This window comes from Nocardioides sp. LHG3406-4 (genome assembly GCF_049897745.1).
GTDB lineage: Bacteria > Actinomycetota > Actinomycetes > Propionibacteriales > Nocardioidaceae > Nocardioides.
Genome location: NZ_JAFCWV010000002.1, coordinates 807,904 through 826,806 on the forward strand (window position 1 = coordinate 807,904; position 18,903 = coordinate 826,806).

At 70.3% G+C, this 18,903-nt stretch carries 21 protein-coding genes; 17 read left to right on the plus strand and 4 right to left on the minus strand.

What is annotated here, in order from left to right; genetic code table 11:
- Positions 1-15: 15 nt before the first annotated feature.
- Both ACP7BP_RS09950 and ACP7BP_RS09955 read left to right on the plus strand, forming a co-directional pair.
- Positions 16-543 carry a SixA phosphatase family protein gene (locus ACP7BP_RS09950; RefSeq protein WP_426244436.1) on the plus strand — a complete coding sequence of 176 codons (528 nt, stop codon included), beginning with the start codon at positions 16-18 and terminating at the stop codon, positions 541-543.
- A complete protein-coding gene (locus tag ACP7BP_RS09955) occupies positions 536-1,312 on the plus strand; it encodes a putative protein N(5)-glutamine methyltransferase (RefSeq protein WP_426244437.1) in 777 nt (258 codons plus the stop codon). Before ACP7BP_RS09950 ends, ACP7BP_RS09955 begins: the two co-directional genes overlap by 8 nt.
- A gap of 4 nt (positions 1,313-1,316) precedes the next feature.
- On the opposite strand, the gene serB is transcribed toward ACP7BP_RS09955, so the two are convergent.
- Positions 1,317-2,552 (minus strand): phosphoserine phosphatase SerB, encoded by a 1,236-nt coding sequence (gene serB / locus ACP7BP_RS09960; protein WP_426244438.1) that lies wholly within the window; start codon positions 2,550-2,552, stop codon positions 1,317-1,319.
- A 64-nt stretch (positions 2,553-2,616) separates the two neighbouring features.
- Here serB and ACP7BP_RS09965 point away from each other — a divergent pair, with 64 nt between their 5' ends.
- Positions 2,617-2,970 carry a VOC family protein gene (locus ACP7BP_RS09965; protein ID WP_426244439.1) on the plus strand — a complete coding sequence of 118 codons (354 nt, stop codon included), beginning with the start codon at positions 2,617-2,619 and terminating at the stop codon, positions 2,968-2,970.
- Between the two features lie 8 nt (positions 2,971-2,978).
- Here ACP7BP_RS09965 and ACP7BP_RS09970 read toward each other — a convergent pair whose 3' ends face one another.
- On the minus strand, positions 2,979-3,710 hold the full coding sequence (locus ACP7BP_RS09970; RefSeq protein ID WP_426244440.1) for a hypothetical protein: 732 nt from the start codon (positions 3,708-3,710) through the stop codon (positions 2,979-2,981).
- Between the two features lie 52 nt (positions 3,711-3,762).
- Here ACP7BP_RS09970 and ACP7BP_RS09975 point away from each other — a divergent pair, with 52 nt between their 5' ends.
- The 4 genes from ACP7BP_RS09975 to ACP7BP_RS09990 are packed head-to-tail and all read left to right on the plus strand — an operon-like array spanning position 3,763 to position 7,022.
- Complete coding sequence (locus ACP7BP_RS09975) at positions 3,763-4,575, plus strand: ABC transporter ATP-binding protein (protein WP_426244441.1); 813 nt, start codon at positions 3,763-3,765, stop codon at positions 4,573-4,575.
- Between the two features lie 36 nt (positions 4,576-4,611).
- On the plus strand, positions 4,612-5,073 hold the full coding sequence (locus ACP7BP_RS09980) for an NfeD family protein (RefSeq protein WP_426244442.1): 462 nt from the start codon (positions 4,612-4,614) through the stop codon (positions 5,071-5,073).
- Between the two features lie 30 nt (positions 5,074-5,103).
- The gene (locus ACP7BP_RS09985) at positions 5,104-6,258 is read left to right on the plus strand and encodes an SPFH domain-containing protein (RefSeq protein ID WP_426244443.1); all 1,155 of its coding nucleotides are present in this window, start codon (positions 5,104-5,106) and stop codon (positions 6,256-6,258) included.
- Positions 6,255-7,022, plus strand: a complete 768-nt coding sequence (locus ACP7BP_RS09990; protein WP_426244444.1) for a sulfite exporter TauE/SafE family protein — start codon at positions 6,255-6,257, stop codon at positions 7,020-7,022. The genes ACP7BP_RS09985 and ACP7BP_RS09990 overlap by 4 nt, the downstream gene beginning before the upstream one ends.
- A gap of 78 nt (positions 7,023-7,100) precedes the next feature.
- Here ACP7BP_RS09990 and ACP7BP_RS09995 read toward each other — a convergent pair whose 3' ends face one another.
- The gene (locus tag ACP7BP_RS09995; RefSeq protein ID WP_426244445.1) at positions 7,101-8,813 is read right to left on the minus strand and encodes an alpha/beta hydrolase; all 1,713 of its coding nucleotides are present in this window, start codon (positions 8,811-8,813) and stop codon (positions 7,101-7,103) included.
- A 203-nt stretch (positions 8,814-9,016) separates the two neighbouring features.
- Between ACP7BP_RS09995 and ACP7BP_RS10000 the strand changes: the two genes are divergently transcribed.
- Positions 9,017-10,258, plus strand: coding sequence for an amidohydrolase (locus tag ACP7BP_RS10000; RefSeq protein WP_426244446.1), 1,242 nt, complete (start codon positions 9,017-9,019; stop codon positions 10,256-10,258).
- Positions 10,259-10,342: 84 nt separating this feature from the next.
- Positions 10,343-10,693, plus strand: a complete 351-nt coding sequence (locus tag ACP7BP_RS10005; RefSeq protein ID WP_426244447.1) for a YciI family protein — start codon at positions 10,343-10,345, stop codon at positions 10,691-10,693.
- A 19-nt stretch (positions 10,694-10,712) separates the two neighbouring features.
- Here ACP7BP_RS10005 and ACP7BP_RS10010 read toward each other — a convergent pair whose 3' ends face one another.
- Positions 10,713-11,411 (minus strand): VOC family protein, encoded by a 699-nt coding sequence (locus ACP7BP_RS10010; protein WP_426244448.1) that lies wholly within the window; start codon positions 11,409-11,411, stop codon positions 10,713-10,715.
- 163 nt (positions 11,412-11,574) lie between these two features.
- Between ACP7BP_RS10010 and ACP7BP_RS10015 the strand changes: the two genes are divergently transcribed.
- The 8 genes from ACP7BP_RS10015 to ACP7BP_RS10050 all read left to right on the plus strand — a co-directional run bounded on the left by ACP7BP_RS10015 (position 11,575) and on the right by ACP7BP_RS10050 (position 18,893).
- Positions 11,575-12,240, plus strand: coding sequence for a Type 1 glutamine amidotransferase-like domain-containing protein (locus ACP7BP_RS10015; protein ID WP_426244449.1), 666 nt, complete (start codon positions 11,575-11,577; stop codon positions 12,238-12,240).
- 229 nt (positions 12,241-12,469) lie between these two features.
- Positions 12,470-12,898: a Crp/Fnr family transcriptional regulator gene (locus ACP7BP_RS10020; protein ID WP_426244450.1), complete on the plus strand. Its 429-nt coding sequence runs from the start codon at positions 12,470-12,472 to the stop codon at positions 12,896-12,898.
- Between the two features lie 16 nt (positions 12,899-12,914).
- On the plus strand, positions 12,915-15,152 hold the full coding sequence (locus ACP7BP_RS10025; protein ID WP_426244451.1) for a GAF domain-containing protein: 2,238 nt from the start codon (positions 12,915-12,917) through the stop codon (positions 15,150-15,152).
- The gene (locus ACP7BP_RS10030; protein ID WP_426244452.1) at positions 15,152-15,532 is read left to right on the plus strand and encodes a response regulator; all 381 of its coding nucleotides are present in this window, start codon (positions 15,152-15,154) and stop codon (positions 15,530-15,532) included. The genes ACP7BP_RS10025 and ACP7BP_RS10030 overlap by 1 nt, the downstream gene beginning before the upstream one ends.
- A 14-nt stretch (positions 15,533-15,546) precedes the next feature.
- A complete protein-coding gene (locus ACP7BP_RS10035; protein ID WP_426244453.1) occupies positions 15,547-16,626 on the plus strand; it encodes an adenylate/guanylate cyclase domain-containing protein in 1,080 nt (359 codons plus the stop codon).
- 146 nt (positions 16,627-16,772) lie between these two features.
- Positions 16,773-17,171, plus strand: a complete 399-nt coding sequence (locus tag ACP7BP_RS10040) for a VOC family protein (RefSeq protein WP_426244454.1) — start codon at positions 16,773-16,775, stop codon at positions 17,169-17,171.
- Positions 17,172-17,312: 141 nt separating this feature from the next.
- Positions 17,313-17,672, plus strand: a complete 360-nt coding sequence (locus ACP7BP_RS10045) for a YciI family protein (protein ID WP_426244455.1) — start codon at positions 17,313-17,315, stop codon at positions 17,670-17,672.
- Between the two features lie 246 nt (positions 17,673-17,918).
- On the plus strand, positions 17,919-18,893 hold the full coding sequence (locus tag ACP7BP_RS10050; RefSeq protein ID WP_426244456.1) for a helix-turn-helix domain-containing protein: 975 nt from the start codon (positions 17,919-17,921) through the stop codon (positions 18,891-18,893).
- Positions 18,894-18,903 lie beyond the last annotated feature (10 nt).

The window sequence follows — 18,903 nt, forward strand, 5'->3', positions numbered from 1 at the left end:
AGTCACACTAGGCCGGTGCACACGGACTCCGCCCCCTCCTCGCGCCTCATGGTCGTCATGCGTCATGCCAAGGCCGAGCAGGTCGGCGCGTCCGACAAGGGGCGCGAGCTCACCGAGCGCGGACGCGCCGACGCCACCGAGGCGGGCGCCTGGCTGGCCGCGCGCGGCTTCGTGCCCGACCACGTCCTGGTGTCGAGCTCCGAGCGCACCAGGCAGACCTGGGACGCCGTCGCGGAGGCGGCTGACTGGTCGGTGGAGCCCGACTTCGAGACCGCTCTGTACGCCGCCGGACCGGACGCCGCCCTCGACCTGCTCCGCCTCGTGCCCGCCTCGGCCCGGTCGGTGCTGGTGATCGGCCACAACCCGACCGTCGGCGTCCTCGCGCAGCTGCTCTCCGACGGCTCGGGTGACGAGTCGGCGATCCTCGAGATGACCGGCGGATACCCGACCTGCGCACTCACTGTCTTCGAGTACGACGGTGCATGGGCCGACCTGGCCGACGGCTCGGCCCGGGTCGCCGCGTTCCACGTGGGCCGTGGCTGACCGGCTCGGCGTCGTCGAGGTCGCGGCGCGGCTGCGGGAGTCGGGCTCGGTGTTCGCCGAGGACGAGGCGGAGCTGCTGCTCGCGCAGTTCGCCGGTGCCGACCTCGCCGCGGCGGTGCTCGACCGGGTCGCCGGCGAGCCGCTGGAGCACATCCTGGGCTGGGCGGAGTTCGCGGGCGTGCGCATCCAGGTCGGCCCGGGGGTCTTCGTGCCTCGGCGGCGCAGCGAGCTCCTCCTCCACCAGGCGCTCGAGCACCTGCCGCGCCACGGCCTGCTCGTGGAGCTGTGCTGCGGTGCCGCGCCCGTGGCGACCGCGATGGCGACGGCCCGCGCCGACGCGACCGTCTTCGCCAGCGATTACGACCCGGTGGCCGTTGACTACGCCCGCCTCAACCTGGACCCGCTCGGCGGGCGGGCCGAGGTGGGCGACATGGCGGCCTCGGTGCCGCAGGAGTACGTCGGCCGCGTCGACGTGCTCGTCGCCAACGCGCCGTACGTGCCGACCGACGAGATCGCGCTGATGCCCTCGGAAGCCCGGCTTCACGAGCCCACCGCGGCGCTCGACGGCGGTCCTGACGGCACGAACCTGCAGGATCGCGTCGCCGCGGCTGCGCGTCCGCTGCTGGCGCCGACCGGCGTCGTGATCATCGAGACGAGCCGGCGTCAGGCCGACACCACGGCCTCGCGGGTGCTGTGGCGCGGTTTCGTGCCGGAGGTGGTGCTGGACGACGAGGTCGACGGGACCTGCGTGGTCGGCCGGCGCCAGTGACCGCTCAGCCGACCGGCGGCGCCGGCGTGGTGAAGCCGGCCTCGGCGTCGGCCGCCTCGATCTCCTCGCGGGAGATGCCGAGCAGGTAGACGATCGCGTCGAGGTAGGGCACGTTGACCGACGTGTCGGCGGCGTCGCGCACCAGCGGCTTGGCGTTGTAGGCGATGCCCAGCCCCGCGGCGCTGAGCATGTCGAGGTCGTTGGCCCCGTCGCCGATCGCGATCACAGCGGCCTCTGGGACGCCGACCTTGGCGGCGAACTCCCTCAGGGCCTCGGCCTTGCCGGCTCGGTCGACGACCTCGCCGAGGATGCGGCCGGTGAGCTTGCCGTCGACGATCTCGAGCTCGTTGGCACGGGAGTAGTGGATGCCGAGGTCGGCCGCCAGCCGGTCGGTGATCTGGCTGAAGCCACCGGAGACGATCGCGAAGCGGTAGCCCAGCCTCCGCAGGGTGCGCACCATGGTCCGCGCTCCGGGGGCGAGCTCGATGGCGTCGTACACCTCGTCGATGGCCGACGCGTCGACGCCGGCGAGCAGCTCGACCCGCTGGCGGAGCGACGCCTCGAAGTCGAGCTCGCCGCGCATCGCCGCCTCCGTGACCCGGGCGACCTCGGCCTCGTGGCCCGCGTGGGCGGCCAGCATCTCGATCACCTCGCCCTGGACGAGCGTGGAGTCCACGTCCATCACGATGAGCCGCATGCCCCGGCGCATCAGGTTGGCGGGCTGTACGGCGATGTCGACGCCCTGCGTGGCGGCCTCGATCGTCAGCAGGGCGCGCAGCTTCTCGGGGTCGGTGCCCGAGACGTGCAGGTCGATGGCGGTCACCGGGTAGCGCGCCATCCGTTCGATCCGGTCGATGTTCGCGCCGCAGTCGGCGATCCGGCCGGCGATGGCCGACATCGCCGAGGCCTTCAGCGGGGAGCCGATGACGGTGACGTGCGAACGGCCGTCGCGGCGGAGCTTGTTGTCACCGACGCCGCGCTCGACGTCGACGTTCATGCCCAGGCCGGCCGCGACGTCCTCGACGACCGTGCGCAGCTTCTTCCAGTCGCGCGGTGCCGTGACCAGCACGCCCAGCACGAGGCGGCGGCGCAGCACGATCTGCTCGATGTCGAGCACCTCGACGCCGGCCGAGGCGAGCCTCGTGAAGATGGCGGCGGTCACGCCGGGCCGGTCCTTGCCGGTCAGCGTGATCAGGAGGGTCGACGGCGGGTCGTCGGGGTGCTCGGGGAGGACGTCCATGGCTGGTCCGAGGCTACTGTGACGCAGCCGGGGATGTCGGTGGTCGGTCGTAGCGTGGACCGACATGACAGAAACACACCACACCATCAGCTACGTCGAGCTCAATGTGCGCGATCTCGCGGCCGCGCGCGCGTTCTACGAGCAGGCCTTCGGATGGGCCTTCAACGACTACGGCCCCGACTACGCAGGCATCCGCGCGCCATCGGGGGAGGGAGAGGTGGGCGGCCTCAACGCGGAGCGGGAGCCGAGTCCCGGCGGGCCGCTCGTCCTGCTCTTCTCCGAGGACCTCGACGCCTCGGTCGCGGCCGTGGAGGCGGCCGGGGGGCAGGTCACGGAGGGGCCGTACGACTACCCCGGAGGGCGACGGTTCCACTTCACCGACCCCGACGGCAACGGGCTGGGCGTCTACGCGCACTGAGCGAGCGCTCACGCGTCCGGCCAGCCCTCGGGGGAGCAGGCAGCCACGACGGCCCGGCGGGCGGCGCGCTCGAGGGGACGCAGCGCGTCACGGCGCGCCGTCATCTCCGCGGTCGTCACCGCGCCGCCGTCGTCGGCGAGGGCGAGGTCGACGATGGCCTCGCACCGGAGGCCTCGGCCGGCGAGATCGATGCAGCGGGTGGGAGTCCCGTCCGGTGCGTCGAGCGCGGTGACGCGGCGCAGGTCCATCAGCTCGTCGGCGACCTCTGGTCGCCACCGGGCGACCTCGAGAGCGGCGAGGGCGTTGGCGCTCTCGAGCAGCGCGGCGCGCAGCCCGCGGTCGGCCTCGCCGACGTCGGGCAGCTGGCGCGGGGCGGCCGGATGCATCCGCCAGAGCACCGCGCGGCCCACTCGGCGAGGCACGAGCGCGATGCCGGCCGCGCCCGACACGGCCGCCTCGCCTACCTCGACGGCATCGAGGTTGAGCGCGGCCGGCCCGCCCAGGCCGAGCAGGTCGCCCTCGATGGGGAGGGCCAGCCCGAGTGAGTCGCCGCCGCCGTTGCGCACGTCGAGCAGGGCGTCGACGAGCGTCATCGGCGCCTCGTGGCCCTCGGCGCCGCGCACCTCGTGCACGGCGTCCGCGCCCGTCACCGCGTCCAGGAGCAGGTCGGTGACGACGTAGCCGCGCAGCCAGGCTGTTCCCCACCAGGCCAGGCGGGCGGCATCGGGGAGGCTCGTCACGGCGGTCGAGGCTACCCCCGGGCCGTGGGTGCGACTCGCTAGGGTGAGCGCCATGTCAGCCGTGCTCGAGTTCGCCGACGTCAGCGTCAGGCGGGGGCCGATCGACCAGCCGGCGATCCTGCTCGACGGCATCGACTGGGCGGTCGAGGAGGACGAGCGCTGGGTCATCCTCGGCCCCAACGGCGCCGGCAAGACCACGCTCCTCCAGGTCGCGGCAGCCCAGATCCACCCGACCAGCGGCGTCGCCGGCATCCTCGGCGAGGTGCTCGGCACCGTCGACGTGTTCGAGCTGCGTCCCCGCATCGGGCTGACCAGCGCCGCCCTGGCCGAGCGGGTGCCGCGCAGCGAGCTCGTGCGCGACGTCGTCGTCTCCGCGTCGTACGGCGTGGTGGGCCGCTGGCGGGAGCGCTACGACGACCTCGACCACGACCGGGCCCGCGACCTGCTCGTCGAGGTGGGGGTGGCGCACCTGGCCGGGCGCACGTTCGGCACGCTGAGCGAGGGCGAGCGCAAACGGGTGCAGATCGCCCGGGCACTGATGACCGACCCCGAGCTGCTGCTGCTCGACGAGCCGGCTGCCGGCCTCGACCTCGGCGGTCGCGAGGACCTCGTCAGCACCCTGTCGGTGCTCGCGCTCGACCCCGACTCGCCGGCCACCATCTTGGTCTCGCACCACGTCGAGGAGATCCCGCCCGGCTTCACCCACGCCCTGCTGATGCGCAGCGGGCGGGTCGTGGCGCAGGGGCCGCTGCCCGAGGTGGTCACCGAGGAGGCGCTGTCGGCGACCTTCGGCATGCCACTGGTGCTGACCGAGGCCGACGGTCGCTATGCCGCCCGACGGCGCAACGGCCGCCGGGCTTTCTGAGCCCCCGGGCAGCCGCCGACGGGATAGGGTCGGGTCATGGAATGGTTGCGCGAGCACGCCTGGGAGACCTGGCTCGGTCTTGCGATCCTGCTGGGCGTGGCCGAGATGTTCAGTCTCGACCTGATCCTCATCATGCTCGCGACCGGTGCCCTCGTGGGCATGGTCGCGGCCGTTCTCGATCTCCACGTCGCCGTCCAGATCCTCGCCGCCGCTGCCGCTTCGCTGGCCGCGCTGGCGCTGGTGCGGCCGACGATGGTCAAGCGTCTTCACGGGGGGCCCGAGCTGTCGCTCGGACACGGCAAGCTGGTCGGCAGGCAGGGCATCGTCACCGAGGACATCTCGGGCCTCGCCGCCGGCCGGATCAAGCTTGCGGGGGAGTTCTGGACCGCCGAACCGTACGACGACACCACCAGCATCCCGGCGGGGGAGACCGTCGAGGTGCTGGAGATCCGCGGCGCCACGGCCGTCGTGCACCCCGTCGCCCGGCTCGAGTCCTGATCCACCCCTCACTCCACGAAGGAGACCTCCATGGAGATCGCCCTGATCTTGCTGGCGCTGCTGGTGCTGTTCGTCATCGTGGTGCTCGCGAAGACCGTGCGGATCGTCCCGCAGGCCCGCGCCGGCATCGTCGAACGGTTCGGCAAGTACAAGGGCACGCTGCCCGCCGGCCTCAACATCCTGATGCCGTTCATCGACCGGCTCCGCTACCTGATCGACCTGCGCGAGCAGGTCGTGTCGTTCCCGCCGCAGCCGGTGATCACCGAGGACAACCTGGTGGTCTCGATCGACACGGTCATCTACTTCCAGGTCACCGACCCGGTGGCGGCGACGTACGAGATCGCCAACTACATCCAGGCCATCGAGCAGCTCACCATGACCACCCTGCGCAACATCGTCGGTGGCATGGACCTCGAGGAGACGCTGACCAGCCGCGACTCCATCAACTCCGGACTGCGCGGGGTGCTCGACGAGGCCACGGGCAAGTGGGGCATCCGGGTCAACCGTGTCGAGCTCAAGGGCATCGACCCGCCGCCCTCCATCAAGGACTCGATGGAGAAGCAGATGCGCGCCGACCGCGAGAAGCGCGCCGTCATCCTGACCGCCGAGGGGCAGCGGCAGGCCGCGATCCTGACCGCCGAGGGCTCCAAGCAGTCCCAGATCCTCAACGCCGAGGGTGACCGCGAGTCGCAGATCCTGCGCGCGCAGGCAGACCGTGAGGCGCAGATCCTGCGGGCGCAGGGTGAGGGCCAGGCCATCCAGACCGTCTTCCAGGCGATCCACGACGGCCAGCCGGACCAGTCGCTGCTCGCCTACCAGTACCTCCAGATGATGCCCAAGATCGCCGAGGGCAGCGCCAACAAGGTGTGGGTCATCCCGTCCGAGATCACCAAGGCGCTCGAGGGGCTGGGCTCGTCGATCCACGAGGTCGCCGGCATCCCCGCCAAGGTGGACGGGCCGCTGAAGCGTGTCGACATGGGCCCGGCGGAGCCGCAGCTGAGCTCGCCCGACAGCGAGCTGAGCAGCACGAACGCCGCGGTCGAGGCAGCCATCGCCGAGGCCGAGCGGGCCGCCAACCCCGGCAGGTCCGCACCGGCTGCCGATCTCGACATCGATCCCGCCGTCGTACCCGGCGAGGTGCCGCCGGGCGACGTACCTCCGGGTGAGGTGCCGCCGGCTCAGTGAGTCCGCTCGAGTCCGTCGTGATCCTGATCGCAGGCGTCGGGGCCGGCACCATCAACACTGTGGTGGGGTCGGGAACGTTGATCACGTTCCCGGCCCTGCTGGCGTTCGGCGTGCCTCCGGTGACCGCCAACGTGTCCAACTCGATCGGCCTCGTGCCGGGTTCGATCTCCGGTGCCGTGGGCTATCGGCGCGAGCTGTCCGGGCAGCGATCGCGCACGCTGCGGCTGGTCAGCGCCTCGCTGATCGGCGGCCTGATCGGCGCCGTACTCCTGCTGGCACTCCCCGAGGGTGCCTTCGCCACGATCGTGCCGGTGCTGATCGTGCTCGGCCTGGTGCTGGTCGTCTTCGGACCGCGGCTCTCCGGATGGGTCGCGCGCCGGCACGAGTCCGCGGGCGGCCTGCCCGAGCACGGCGCCTGGTGGGTGTGGCCCCTTGTCCTGCTCGCCGGTGTGTACGGCGGCTACTTCGGCGCCGCCCAGGGCATCCTGCTGATGGCGATCATGGGCATCGGCATCAACGAGACCCTGCAGCGGCTGAACGGCGTCAAGATCGTGCTCTCCGCCGTCGTCAACGGGATCGCGGGAGTGCTCTTCGCCATCGTGGCCGACGTCGACTGGCACGTGGTGCTCCTCATCGCCGTGGGGTCCATCGTCGGCGCCCAGATCGGTGCCTCCGTCGGCCGCCGTCTGCCCGATGCCTGGTTGCGCGCGATCATCGTGGTGGTGGGCGTCGTGGCGCTGGTGGTGTTCCTCAGGTCCTCGTGAGGGCACCTGGTCGGCGAGCGTGAGCCCGGCCTACCCGGAATCGCAGGCTCGAGCCCCAAGATGAAGCCCGCAAGCCTCCTACTCGGCGAGGATGATCTGGCGCAGTCGCGTGGCCTTCTCATCCGACCAGTCCGCCGGTTGGAGCACGGCCGCCCAGCCGTCCACGTGTTCACCGGTGTAGACGTGGCCATGGCCCGGCGGCGTCGAGAATGACAGCGCCAGATCGGCGGATACCTGCCAGAAGGTCACGAAGGGAATCCAGGTCATGTCGTCGAGTACGTCGCGACCGGGGGGCTCTTCGAGCCAGTCGGGCTCCTGCAGGACCAGGGAAGGGCTCCACCAGGTGATCGGGTCGGAGGCGTGCTGCATGTATAGGACGCGTGTCCCGGTCCAAGGGCTCGCCTCCGGTGGGATCCCCTCACGTGGGCGACCGCTGAACCTGATGGTCCGGCCCTGGTTGTACGTCGGCTCCACCTGCGGGCTGCCGGGGTCGCGATCCTCGACGAAGTCGCCGTACAACGGATTGAAGCTAGGCGGGCCCACGTACAGGGCGCCGCTCGTCCGGTTCGCCAGATCGCGCTCGCCACTGAAGGCGTTCTCGCCACCGAACGATCCCAGGCTCTCCCCGTACACCATCAGCTCCGGACGGTCGTCCGCCGGCAGCTGTGACCATCTGCCGTAGACCTCGTCGAACAGGTCCCGACCCGCCTCGCGGGCCTCTTCTCGGTCTACCAGGTAGGACAGCCACGACGGCAGGTGGGAGTACTGCGTCGCAACGATGGCCGAGTCACCCCCGGTGAGGTACTCGAAGGAGCTGGCCGAGCTCGGCTCCACGATTCCGGTGCCGGTGGTGGTCACGACCAACACGTAGGACCGGTCGAAGCCGCCTGCTCTCTCGAGCTCGTCGACGGCGAGAGCCGCCCGCTCCTCGGTGTTCTCGGCTGAGGCGTAGCCGGCGTACGCCCGGATGGGCTCCTTCGCAGGGGTCCCGGTGAAGCCCGTGATGTCGTCCGCCGTCGGGCCGGTACCCGTGAACCGGCGGCCCTGGCGGCCGAGGGACTCCCAGGACACGAGCGACCCGGGGCCACCGGATCGCAGCGTGCTCGTCGGTTGCACCGCACCGCCGGTGGTCTTGGTGTCGAGCAGTGCGAAGCTCCGATCAGCCATCGAGACCAGACCGTCCAGGACCAGTCCGCTGAGAACCAGTGCGGCGGTACAGGTCAACAGCACGAATGCAGAGGCTCGTGCGGCGCGGGCACCGACCCTGCGCTCCAACTGGCCACCGAGCCAGCGGTAGGTGCGGCGGATGACCCTGCCGATGGCAAGGGCCGCCACGAAGATCAGCCCGGCAACGACCGGGATCAGCAGATAGCTCGCAGCCCCGGGCGGAGCCACATCGACCAGGTCTCGCAGCTGCCCCTGCCAGCGCAGGCTCACCGCGGCGGCCACGACGAGCGTCAGGCCGCCGGCCACCCAGAAGATCCGCCAGGAACGGCGCGACGGTGCCCGCGGACCGCGGTCGGCGAACTCCCGCCACAGCCACGCGCCGAAGACCCCGATCCCGTAGCCGACAACCGCGCTGAGCCCACTCACCGCTCCCTGGTAGGTGGGAGGCCTCGGCAGCAACGACGGCGTGAGAGAAAGGGCTACGAGCACTAGCGCGACCCACGCGCCAGGCAGCGAGCACTCGAGGCAACCTCGGGCCGTCCCGCCGATCCGGGAAGCGATGCGGCGTGCCCGGCCCGGCTCGTGCGGCTGCGTGCCGCGATCGGTCGTGAGCGGCTCGGCCATCGCGAAGCTCCTCAACCCGCAGCCAGGTACGTCAGGCTGGATCAGCGGCGCTCGCGGTGGCTCAGCCTGGACTCAGGTCCGAGGCATAGCCGGCATGAGTGGTCGTCCAGCAGGGTATTGCGCGACTGTGGCAACCGGTCCGGCACGCTGTCAACAGTGACCCCTCATTGACTGATCACGCGCGATCGAGGTTGGCTCGGAGGATGGGTCTCCTGACGGACCATGCTGTCGATCTCGCCGCGGTGTACACGGACCTGCATGCAAACCCCGAGCTCGGCTTCCACGAGACCCGCACTGCGGCACTGGTCGCCGCGCAGCTCTCTGCCTCAGGATTCGAGGTGACCACGGGCGTTGGGGTGACCGGTGTCGTCGGCCTGCTTCGCAATGGGGATGGCCCGCTGGTCCTGCTACGGGCGGACATGGATGCCCTGCCGGTCGAGGAGAGGACCGGCCTGGCGTACGCGAGTGTGGCTCGCGCGGTCACCGACAGCGGCATGGACGTTCCCGTTATGCATGCGTGCGGACACGACGTGCACGTCACCTGCCTGCTGGGTGCTTGTGCGGCCTTGTCGGCAGACTCGCCGAGCTGGTCGGGGACTCTCATCGCCGTGTTCCAGCCGGCAGAGGAGCTGGGCGCTGGAGCTCAGGCCATGGTCGACGACGGCCTGGTCGAGCGGTTCGGCCGACCAGCCGTCGTCCTCGGGCAGCACGTTGCGCCTCTCCCGGCAGGGATCATCGGCTTGCGTCACGGCGCCGCCTTCGCTGCTGCGGACACGCTCTCGATCGTCCTGCACGGCCGCGGCGGCCATGGATCACGACCGGAGGCCTCGGTGGACCCCGTCGTGATGGCAGCGGCAACGGTGACGCGCCTCCAGACCATCGTGTCGCGTGAGCTCGCCGGCAGCGATACGGCGGTCGTGACTGTCGGCAGCCTGCATGCGGGAACCGCGGCGAACATCATCCCGGACCGGGCCGAGCTCCAGCTCAGCATTCGCACCACGGGTGCGGACGTCCGTACCCGGGTCCTTGCCGCAGTCGAGCGCATCGTGCGCGGCGAAGCCGTAGCCGCCGGCGCGCCGCGTGACCCCGAGATCACCATGGGGGCCTCGTTTCCCGCGGTCGTGAACGACCCGGACGCCGCCAGGTTCACCCAACCTGCGTTGGAGTCGGTTGCGCGGATGGTCGTGGATCCGGGCCTGGTCACTGGGAGCGAGGACGTCGGAGTGCTCGCAACGGCCGCGGGGGCACCGTGCGTCTTCTGGATCCTGGGCGGTGCCGACCCAGCCGATTTCGGCGGAGCAACCACGGTGGAGGAGATCGCAGCCAAGATGGTCGACCTGCCATCGAACCACTCCCCGATGTACGCCCCGCAGGTCGTGCCGACTCTCGACATGGGGACCGCAGCCCTCGTGGCCGCTGCCCGGAGGTGGCTTGGCCAGAGCTGACGCCTGTCGGAATGCTGCCCGCCGGTCCGTCATCGTGGTGGAGTCGCACCCGTGGCAACACGAAGACCCAGGAGGAACCTCACCATGAGTTGTTACCTTGTGCTGCTGCCCGCACCCGAGGCTGAGTGGGCGCTGCTGCCCGAGTCCGAGCACGAGAAGGGCATGAGCTCGCGCATCCAGTTTCACGAGGATCTGGGAGCACGTGGTCACACGGTGATCGTGGTCAGTCCGCTGGAACCGTCGGCACAGGCGACGTCCATGCGTCCGGACGGGAAGGGCGGGGCGCTGGTCACCGACGGCCCGTTCACCGAGTCCGCCCAGCAGATCGTGGGCGTCTACCTCATCGAGAGCCACGACGGGGCCGATCTCCGTGCCGCGTGCGAGCGCTTCGCCGCGCGTGGCGAGCTCATCGAGCTCCGCCGCCTGGCCGAGTGAATTAGCTCGACCTGACCGACTACCGGCGTGGTGCCACGCAGAACTCGTTGCCGTCAGGGTCGGCGAGCTCGACGCTGCCGCCACGGTCACCGAGTCGCGTCGCCCCGAGCGCAACCAGCCGCGCCACCTCTCCTTCGGGGTCGCCTGCTGCGAGGTCGAAACGCTGCCGGTTCCTGGTCTGCTTCGGCACGACGGGCGGGCCACCCCACGAGATCTTGGTGCCTCCCACGGGCGACTGGACCGCCGTCTCCCCGTCGCGGTCCCAGACCACTGGCCAGCCGAGCGCCTCGCTCCAGAACAACCCGACCTCCCGGCTGCCCTCGCAGGTGACCTCGCCGAGGTGGCCGCAGTCCGCGAGGAAGTTGTTGCCCGGCTCGATGACGCAGAACTCGTTCCCCTCAGGGTCGCCCAGGACGACGTGCTCCTCCTCGGGAAGCTGACCCACATCGAGATGTCGACCACCGAGGCTCAGAGCCATGGCGACGGTCTTCTCCTGGTCCTCCAGGCTGGTGCTGGTCAGGTGGAGGTGCAGCCGATTGGGACCGGACCTCTCGCTGGAGGCGGCAACGAAGCGGAGTCCCACCTGGGTGTCATCAGCGGGCAGGCGGGCACCGCCGGCTTCGTGGACGACCTGCCGGTCCAACAGGCTGCCCCAGAACGAGGCCAGGCCCGCGGGGTCGTGGGCGTCGAAGGTCACTGCCACGAGGGTTGAGGACATCCCCGCACGCTAGCCGCGGTCTCGTGGTCGCGGCACCGCAATTTCCCTGTTCGGCGCTCCTGATCCGCGACCGTGCGGCCTGTGGCAGGTAGTTTGCTCGTCCAGCAGCATGTGCGGGGCGGCGTACGCCACGGCATCCATCGCAGTCGAACCGGGAGGGATCGTGAAGCTACTTCTGACGTCCGGGGGTGTCCTGAACCCGAGCATCCACGAGGCGTTGGTCGACCTCCTCGGCAAGCCGATCGCCGACTCCGACGCCCTCTGCATTCCCACGGCGCAGTACGGGCACCCGGCGTGCACCCCGGCATCGGCCCGGCAGTTCATCGCCGGCCAGAGGTCGGCCATGTGCGACCTGGGCTGGAAGTCGGTGGGCGTGCTGGAGCTCACCGCGCTGCCCAGCATCGATCGGGAGCGGTGGGTCTCCTGGGTGCGGGATACCGACGTCCTGCTCGTGGACGGCGGCGACACCCTCTACCTGTGCCACTGGATGCGGGAGTCGGGCCTGGCGGACCTGCTGCCCTCGCTGTCCGACCTGGTCTGGGTGGGCATGAGCGCCGGAAGCATGGTGATGACCCCGCGCATCGGGGAGGACTTCGTCCACTGGCAGCCGCCGGCCGGTGGCGACGACACTCTCGGCGTCGTCGACTTCTCGATCTTCCCGCACCTGGATCATGAGCTCATGCCGGAGAACACCATGGACGAGGCCGAGAGGTGGGCGGCCGACCTCGGTGGTCCGGCGTACGCCATGGACGACGAGACCGCCATCAGGGTGGTCGACGGCACGGTCGACGTCGTCTCCGAGGGAACGTGGAGGCACTTCTCCGCCTAGCCGGTCGGTTGGCCGTGGCGCTCCTGTACGCCGAGGGGCCCAAGGGGCCCCGTGAGGTCCTTCACCGCGCCCCGGTTGCCCCAGGCGCCGCCGAACCCGCAGCGGAGCCTGGCCGGGGGCCGGGCGGTCCCCTGGGCCGGGCCCGACGGGCAGTGAAAATTCCGGCTCACCAGGGGTGCGCGGCCGGTGTGCAGGGCCTACCGTGGACGGAAGGCACAAGGAGGCAACGATGGCGGCTGCGGGAGGACATGAGGGGCGGCTCGCCGGCGTGGAGCTCTTTGCGGGGCTCTCTGGGCGACAGCTCAAAGCACTGGTCAAGAAGTCGCGCGAGGTGCACCACCCCGCAGGCAAGGTGGTCACGGCGGAGGGTCTTGGGGGGCTGGCCTTCCACCTCATCCTGGAAGGCACCGCCACTGTCTCGAAGGCGGGTCACGAGATCCGGACCCTGGGTCCGGGCGACCACTTCGGCGAGATCAGCATGATCGACGGCCGACCGCGGTCCGCAACGGTGACGACCAACGAACCGCTGACAGCCCTCGCGGTCCCGCACGCCTCGTTCGAGGAGCTGCTCGACGAGGACCCCGGCTTCGCGCGCGTCCTGCTCCGCTCGCTCTGCGCACGGCTGCGTGAGCGCGAGACGAGTCTCTCTGGGGACTGACCGTCTGGAGGTGGCGATGGCACCGCCAGGTCCCGGCCTCGGCGCAGATCGACGCGACCTGCGCGACGCGCGCGAGCAGTTGGTCGCGAGCCACGAGATCCTCGTGGCTCTGGGGCGGAGCGGTGACAACCCCGCCCAGGTCTTGGACGTGATCGTGGAGCGTTCGGCCCGGTTGTGCGAGGCACAGGCAGCTCAGCTGTATCTCATCGAGGGTGGCGAGTTCCGTCTCTCGCGAAGCGCGGGCGACATCGCCCCGGACTTCCACCGATATCTCCGGGACCACCCCATCGCGATCGACCGCGAGTCATTGCTCGGCAGGGTGGCGATCGACCGCCGTACCCAGCAGATCAGCGACGTGCTGGACGATCCGGACTATGGCCGCAGGGATCTTCAGAGGCTCGCGGGGTTCCGGACCCTCCTCTCTGCCCCACTCCTCTTCGACCAGGATGTGGCGGGTGCGCTCTCGTTGTGGCGCACCGACGTGGACCCGTTCGACGACCGCGCCATCGGGCTTCTGGAGGCGTTCGCGACACAGGCCACGATCGTGCTCCGGCAGGTGGAGCTCGCCCGCGCGCTCAACCAGCGCGGCCGCGAGCTCGCCGCCAAGGTCGATCAGCTCGAGGGACTCCTCGAGACCAACGACGCCGTCAACTCCAGCCTCGACCTGGACGAGGTGCTGAAGCGCATCGTGGGCAGCGCTGTCCGCATGACCGGCACCGACGGCGGCTCGATCATGGAGTACGACGCGGCGCAGGACGCCTTCTACGTGCGCGCGGTCCACGGCAGCAGCCCGGACCTGGTCCGGCGACTGCGAGAGGTCACCATCCGCCGTGACTCCTCGATGGTCGGCCGTGCCGCTGTGGAGCGTCGCCCGCTGGCGGTGCCGGACCTCCACGCGATCTCCCTCGACGCCCACCTCGAGGTGCTCTTCAGGGACGGTTGGCGATCGGTGCTCGCCGTGCCGATGATGCGCCAGGACCAGTTGATCGGGGCGCTCGTCGTACGGAGGAAGCGGGCAGGCACGTTCGACGAGAGCCTCAGCGCGCTGCTCGAGTCATTGGCCACCCAATCGGCGCTGGCCATCGTGAATGCCCGGCTCTTCCGCGAGCTGGACCTGAAGCGGCGTGAGCTGGAGGTGGCAGGTCATCACAAGTCCGAGTTCCTGGCGAGCATGTCCCACGAGCTTCGGACTCCGCTGAACGCGGTGATCGGCTTCTCGGAGGTGCTTCTGGACGGCATGTTCGGCGATCTCAATGAGCGCCAGTCGGAATACCTCGGAGACATCTTGAGCTCGGGCCGCCACCTCCTCGAGCTCCTCAACGAGATCCTCGACCTGTCCAAGATCGAGGCGGGCGAGATGCGGTTGGAGCCGACGGTCGTCTCTGTGCCCACCGTCTTGGACTACGCCATGTCGGTCGTGAAGGAACGGGCCGCACGTCATCGGATCGCCCTGGTGCTCGACATCGCCGACGACGTCGGACTGATCGAGGCCGACGAGCTGCGGTTCAAGCAGGTGGTCCTCAACCTGATCGGCAACGCGGTCAAGTTCACCCCCGCGGAGGGATCGGTCACGGTGCAAGCCCGGATGCAGGGCGACGAGCTGCGAGTCACCGTGTCCGACACCGGGATCGGCATCGCGCCCGAAGACCGGGAGCGGATCTTCGAGTCCTTCCAGCAGGGACGCCGCGGCTCCCCGAAGGAGGAGGGCACGGGCCTCGGGTTGACCTTGTGCCGACGCATCGTGGAGCTGTTCGGTGGTCGCCTCACCCTTCAGTCGGAAGTGGGGCGCGGCAGCACGTTCGAGCTGGCCATCCCCCTGGCGCCTCTACGTCCTGCCACCACGAGCGAGCAGCGAGTCGTGCGGGCGGGCGCCATTCTCTTGGTCGACGACGACCGAGCGTCTCTCGATCTGATGGCCGCTCACCTCGCAGGCACTCAGGCCCGCCTGGTTCGGGCGGGCGACGGTCATGCCGCCCTTGATCTCGCGCACCAGATCCTGCCCGCGGCCGTCGTGCTCGACATCCGCCTTCCGGGGCTCGACGGCTGGGAGGTGCTGGCTCGGCTGGGGGCCGACCCGGCCACCAGGGACATCCCTGTGATCGTGGCCTCCGTGGTCGACGACCGCCGCCGCGGGGCCGAGCTCGGCGCGGTGGCCTACATCGTCAAGCCGGTCAGTCGAGGCGACCTGATCAGCGCTCTCCGTACGGCCGGTGCCCTTCCCACGGCGGATTCTGAGCCGACGGTGCCGGACTGATGGGCACGCACAAGATCCTGGTCGTGGAGGACAACGCCCTCAACATGAAGCTGATGCGAGACGTGCTCGAGCATGCCGGTTTCGAGGTCGTCGGGGCCGGGACGGGGGAGGAGGGCGTGAGGCTGGCCGGTGAGGTGGCTCCCGACCTCGTCCTCATGGATCTTCAGCTGCCGGGAATGGACGGCACCGAGGCCTTTCGGCGCATCCGAGCCGCCGGTGCCACCGAGCTCGTCCCCATCGTCGCGGTGACGGCATCGGCGATGCCGGCCGACCGCGACGCAGCATCCGCGGCCGGATTCGACGGGTTCCTCGAGAAGCCGGTCAGCGTGCGTGCCCTACCGGCGCAGGTCTCGTCCTACTTGAAGAAGAGCGCGTCGTGAACCAGCCGGTCACAGTGCTGCTGGTCGACGATGAACCGGTCAACCTCAAGCTTCTGGAGGCGCTGCTCGGCCCCCGTGGATACCACCTTCTGTGTGCCTCATCGGGGCAGGAGTGCCTGGATCTGCTCGACCGGGAGTCTGTCGACCTGGTGCTGCTGGACGTCGTCATGCCGGGCCTGGACGGGTATGAGGTGTGTCGTCGGATCCGAGCCGACGCGCACACCGCATATCTCCCCGTGGTCATGATCACCGCCCAGGACGGTCAGCAACGCGTGAAGGCGCTCGAGTCGGGCGCGGACGATTTCGTCAGGAAGCCGCTCGAGCGCAGCGAGCTGCTGGCACGGGTGTCGTCACTCGCTCGCATCAAGCGGTACCAGGACACCGTCGCCGCTCAATCGGCCGAGCTGGAGGAGTGGAACCGCGAGCTGGAGGCCCGAGTGGCCCATCAGGTGGACGAGCTCGAGCGCATCGGAAGGCTGCGCCGGTTCCTCTCACCCCAGCTCGCACAGGTCGTGATCGGGGATGAGAGCTTGCTCGACAGCCACCGACGGGAGGTGGTCGTCGTGTTCTGCGACCTGCGGAACTTCACGCCGTTCGCGGAGACGAGCGAGCCCGAAGAGGTGATGCAGGTGCTCGGCGAATTTCATCGACTCCTCGGCACCGTCATCGACGAGCACGAGGGAACCCTCGAGCGCTTCACGGGCGACGGCGTCATGGTGTTCTTCAACGACCCGTTCCCGTGCGAGGACCCGGCTGGGCGGGCCGTGCGCATGGCGCTGGAGGTGAACGACCGGACGCACGATCTGGCGGCGGGCTGGCGGCGTCTCGGGTTCGACTTGGCGCTCGGCACGGGTATCGCGCAGGGCTACGCGACGCTGGGACGCATCGGCTATGAGGGACGCTACGACTACGGGGCGATCGGCAGCGTCACCAACCAAGCGGCCCGGCTGTGCGCGGAGGCGCGACCCTGGGAGGTTCTGCTGACGGAGAGAGTGCGCACCACCCACGGTGGCGACCTCGTGACCGAACCATTGGGTCGACGACAGCTCAAGGGGTTCAGCCGTCCGGTCGACGTGCACTGCATCCGCCGGTAGGCGCAGAGCCAGGGCCAGTGCTCCGCAGGCGGCTGGGAGGACGCGGCCACGGCGACAGCCACGCAACGAGTCCTGTCGTACGCCTGCCCACAGTCGTCACTCGCTTGGTAGCGTCGGAGGCGTCGTCGTGGTCGGGAGGGTGGATCGTGCCTTTGAGTGACTTCCACCTGAGAGCCTCGATCGCTGTCTCCGAGATCGGGCGGGCGATCGACTTCTACGAAGGCAAGCTCGGGCTGCCGCCGCTGCACTCCGGCCCCAGCGCCGCGATCCCCGACGGCAGCCGCGTCTACGGCTCAGGCGGCGGCCCGGCGCTGAACGTGTACCAGTCGCACACCGCTGGGAAGTCCCCGGCGACATTGGCCACCTGGTACGTCGACGACATCGATCAGGTGGTCGACGAGCTCGCCGCCGCCGGCGTCGAGCGCGTCCGCTACGACGAGTTCGAGCACGACACCAAGGGCATCACGGCCAGAGCCGGCGGCGGCCGGATCGCGTGGTTCCAGGACCCGGACGGGAACACCTTCGCCCTCGAAGCCGACATCTGACCGGTAGCGCGCGCGGGTCGGGCCGTCGGCGCACGGCCAGATCGGGTTTCATCTCCGGCAACAAGTGTCGTATTCGCCTGTCGCCGTTCGTGGGGTGGGTGGAAGCGGACAACCAGGTCCGCCGGAGCAGAAGGAGCGGTGATGAGCGAGTACCTCCTGTACTTCAACCAGCAGTGGGTGGGCGACCACCCTGAGGAGTGGTTCCGCCCGCGCGGACCGCTCGCCATGGCGGTGGTGAACGAGATGAAGGCTGCCGGGGTCTACGTCTTCTCCGGAGGACTGGAGGAGGAGGACGGCCCGGTCTACAGCGCCGACCCCACGAGCGGCACCGTGCTGATCACTGACGGTCCCTACGTCGAGACCAAGGAGTTCCTGGGCGGCTTCGCCGTGGTGTCTGTGGCCGACGACGAGGCCGCCAAGATGTGGGCCGGCAAGATCGCGGAGGCCTGCGGATGGCCCCACGAGGTACGCCGCTTCAAGCCGCAGCCTCGGACCGAGTGAGTCCTTCGGGCTCGGTGGGTCCAGCCCGCCGTTGAAGGGGACTACCCGCGTCGACGCATCCGGACCGTGACGACATCGGTCACGCGCTCGGCGCGGGTGCTCCCAGCACCTGCGCCCGAGGGATGGCAGACCCGGAGACGGGGCGCCACCTCTCGATGTGGTGCTCGACGGACTCCGCCCGACACCTGCCCGGACCGCACCCTCATCGGGCACCTGAACTGCGGGGCGGGCGCCTAGACTCGTGACATGACGCACACGGGCTCGCCGCCGGTCGCGTTCTCGATCGCCGAGGTTCCCGAGGGGCAACGTGTCGCCCTCTGGGAGAACCACAACGCCGAGGCCCTGATCGGGCTGCGCTGCAAGACGCTCGACGGCACCACGCTCGACGCCATGGAGATCAACCTCCAGCTGGAGCACCTGCACCTGGCGCGGGTGCGCGGCACCTCGCACGTCGTCGAACGCGACCGGGCGCTGATCCGGCGCCGGCCGGCCGAGGCGATCGCGCTCTACTTCAGCCTCGCCGGCGAGGCGTTCTTCTACCACGACGACGGCATCCGCACCGTCAAGCCGGGGCAGCTGCTCCTGTGCGACGCCGACCGGCCGTTCATGCGGGGGTTCTCCCACGGCCTCGAGGAGCTGGTGCTGAGGATCCCGCGCGACGTCTTCGCCCAGGTGACCGGGATCGAGCAGATCCCGGAGCCGGTCGTGGTGGACTTCGCGACGGGCACCGGCGCCCACGCCCACGCCCTCGCCCGGAGCGTCGGGCGCGCGACCCGCACGGACGTGAAGGGGACCGCCAACGAGCCCGCCCTCCTGCAGCTCGTGGGCGCGGTCGCGAGCGCCGCGTTGGGCGGCCGCCGCGACGACCTCCCCGCGGCGCACCGGGCGGCGGCCCGGGTCTTCGTCGAGGCCCACCTCCACGAGCCCGACCTCTCGGCCACCCGGATCGCGGCGGCGATCGGCATCAGCCCTCGCCACCTGTCCCGCGTCTTCGCGGACGACGGCACGAGTGTGCCGCGGTACGTCCTCGGGCGCCGGCTCGATGCCGCCCGGGCCCTGCTGCAGCGGCCGGAGACCGCGGCCCTGACCGTCGCCGACGTCGCACGGCGGTGCGGCTTCACCTCCGCCGCCCACTTCTCCAACGCGTTCACCACCCGCTTCGGCGAGCGGCCGAGCGACGTACGCCGCGATGCTGTCGCGGCGAGAGCGGCCCGGGCCTGAGCCGCAACGG

Coding starts and splice junctions, on each gene's coding strand:
- serB (WP_426244438.1), bottom strand. CDS start 2,552: ATGGACGTCCTCCCCGAGCACCCCGACGACCCGCCGTCGACCCTCCTG.
- ACP7BP_RS09965 (WP_426244439.1), top strand. CDS start 2,617: ATGACAGAAACACACCACACCATCAGCTACGTCGAGCTCAATGTGCGC.
- ACP7BP_RS09975 (WP_426244441.1), top strand. CDS start 3,763: ATGTCAGCCGTGCTCGAGTTCGCCGACGTCAGCGTCAGGCGGGGGCCG.
- ACP7BP_RS09980 (WP_426244442.1), top strand. CDS start 4,612: ATGGAATGGTTGCGCGAGCACGCCTGGGAGACCTGGCTCGGTCTTGCG.
- ACP7BP_RS09985 (WP_426244443.1), top strand. CDS start 5,104: ATGGAGATCGCCCTGATCTTGCTGGCGCTGCTGGTGCTGTTCGTCATC.
- ACP7BP_RS09995 (WP_426244445.1), bottom strand. CDS start 8,813: ATGGCCGAGCCGCTCACGACCGATCGCGGCACGCAGCCGCACGAGCCG.
- ACP7BP_RS10000 (WP_426244446.1), top strand. CDS start 9,017: ATGGGTCTCCTGACGGACCATGCTGTCGATCTCGCCGCGGTGTACACG.
- ACP7BP_RS10005 (WP_426244447.1), top strand. CDS start 10,343: ATGAGTTGTTACCTTGTGCTGCTGCCCGCACCCGAGGCTGAGTGGGCG.
- ACP7BP_RS10010 (WP_426244448.1), bottom strand. CDS start 11,411: ATGTCCTCAACCCTCGTGGCAGTGACCTTCGACGCCCACGACCCCGCG.
- ACP7BP_RS10020 (WP_426244450.1), top strand. CDS start 12,470: ATGGCGGCTGCGGGAGGACATGAGGGGCGGCTCGCCGGCGTGGAGCTC.
- ACP7BP_RS10025 (WP_426244451.1), top strand. CDS start 12,915: ATGGCACCGCCAGGTCCCGGCCTCGGCGCAGATCGACGCGACCTGCGC.
- ACP7BP_RS10030 (WP_426244452.1), top strand. CDS start 15,152: ATGGGCACGCACAAGATCCTGGTCGTGGAGGACAACGCCCTCAACATG.
- ACP7BP_RS10045 (WP_426244455.1), top strand. CDS start 17,313: ATGAGCGAGTACCTCCTGTACTTCAACCAGCAGTGGGTGGGCGACCAC.
- ACP7BP_RS10050 (WP_426244456.1), top strand. CDS start 17,919: ATGACGCACACGGGCTCGCCGCCGGTCGCGTTCTCGATCGCCGAGGTT.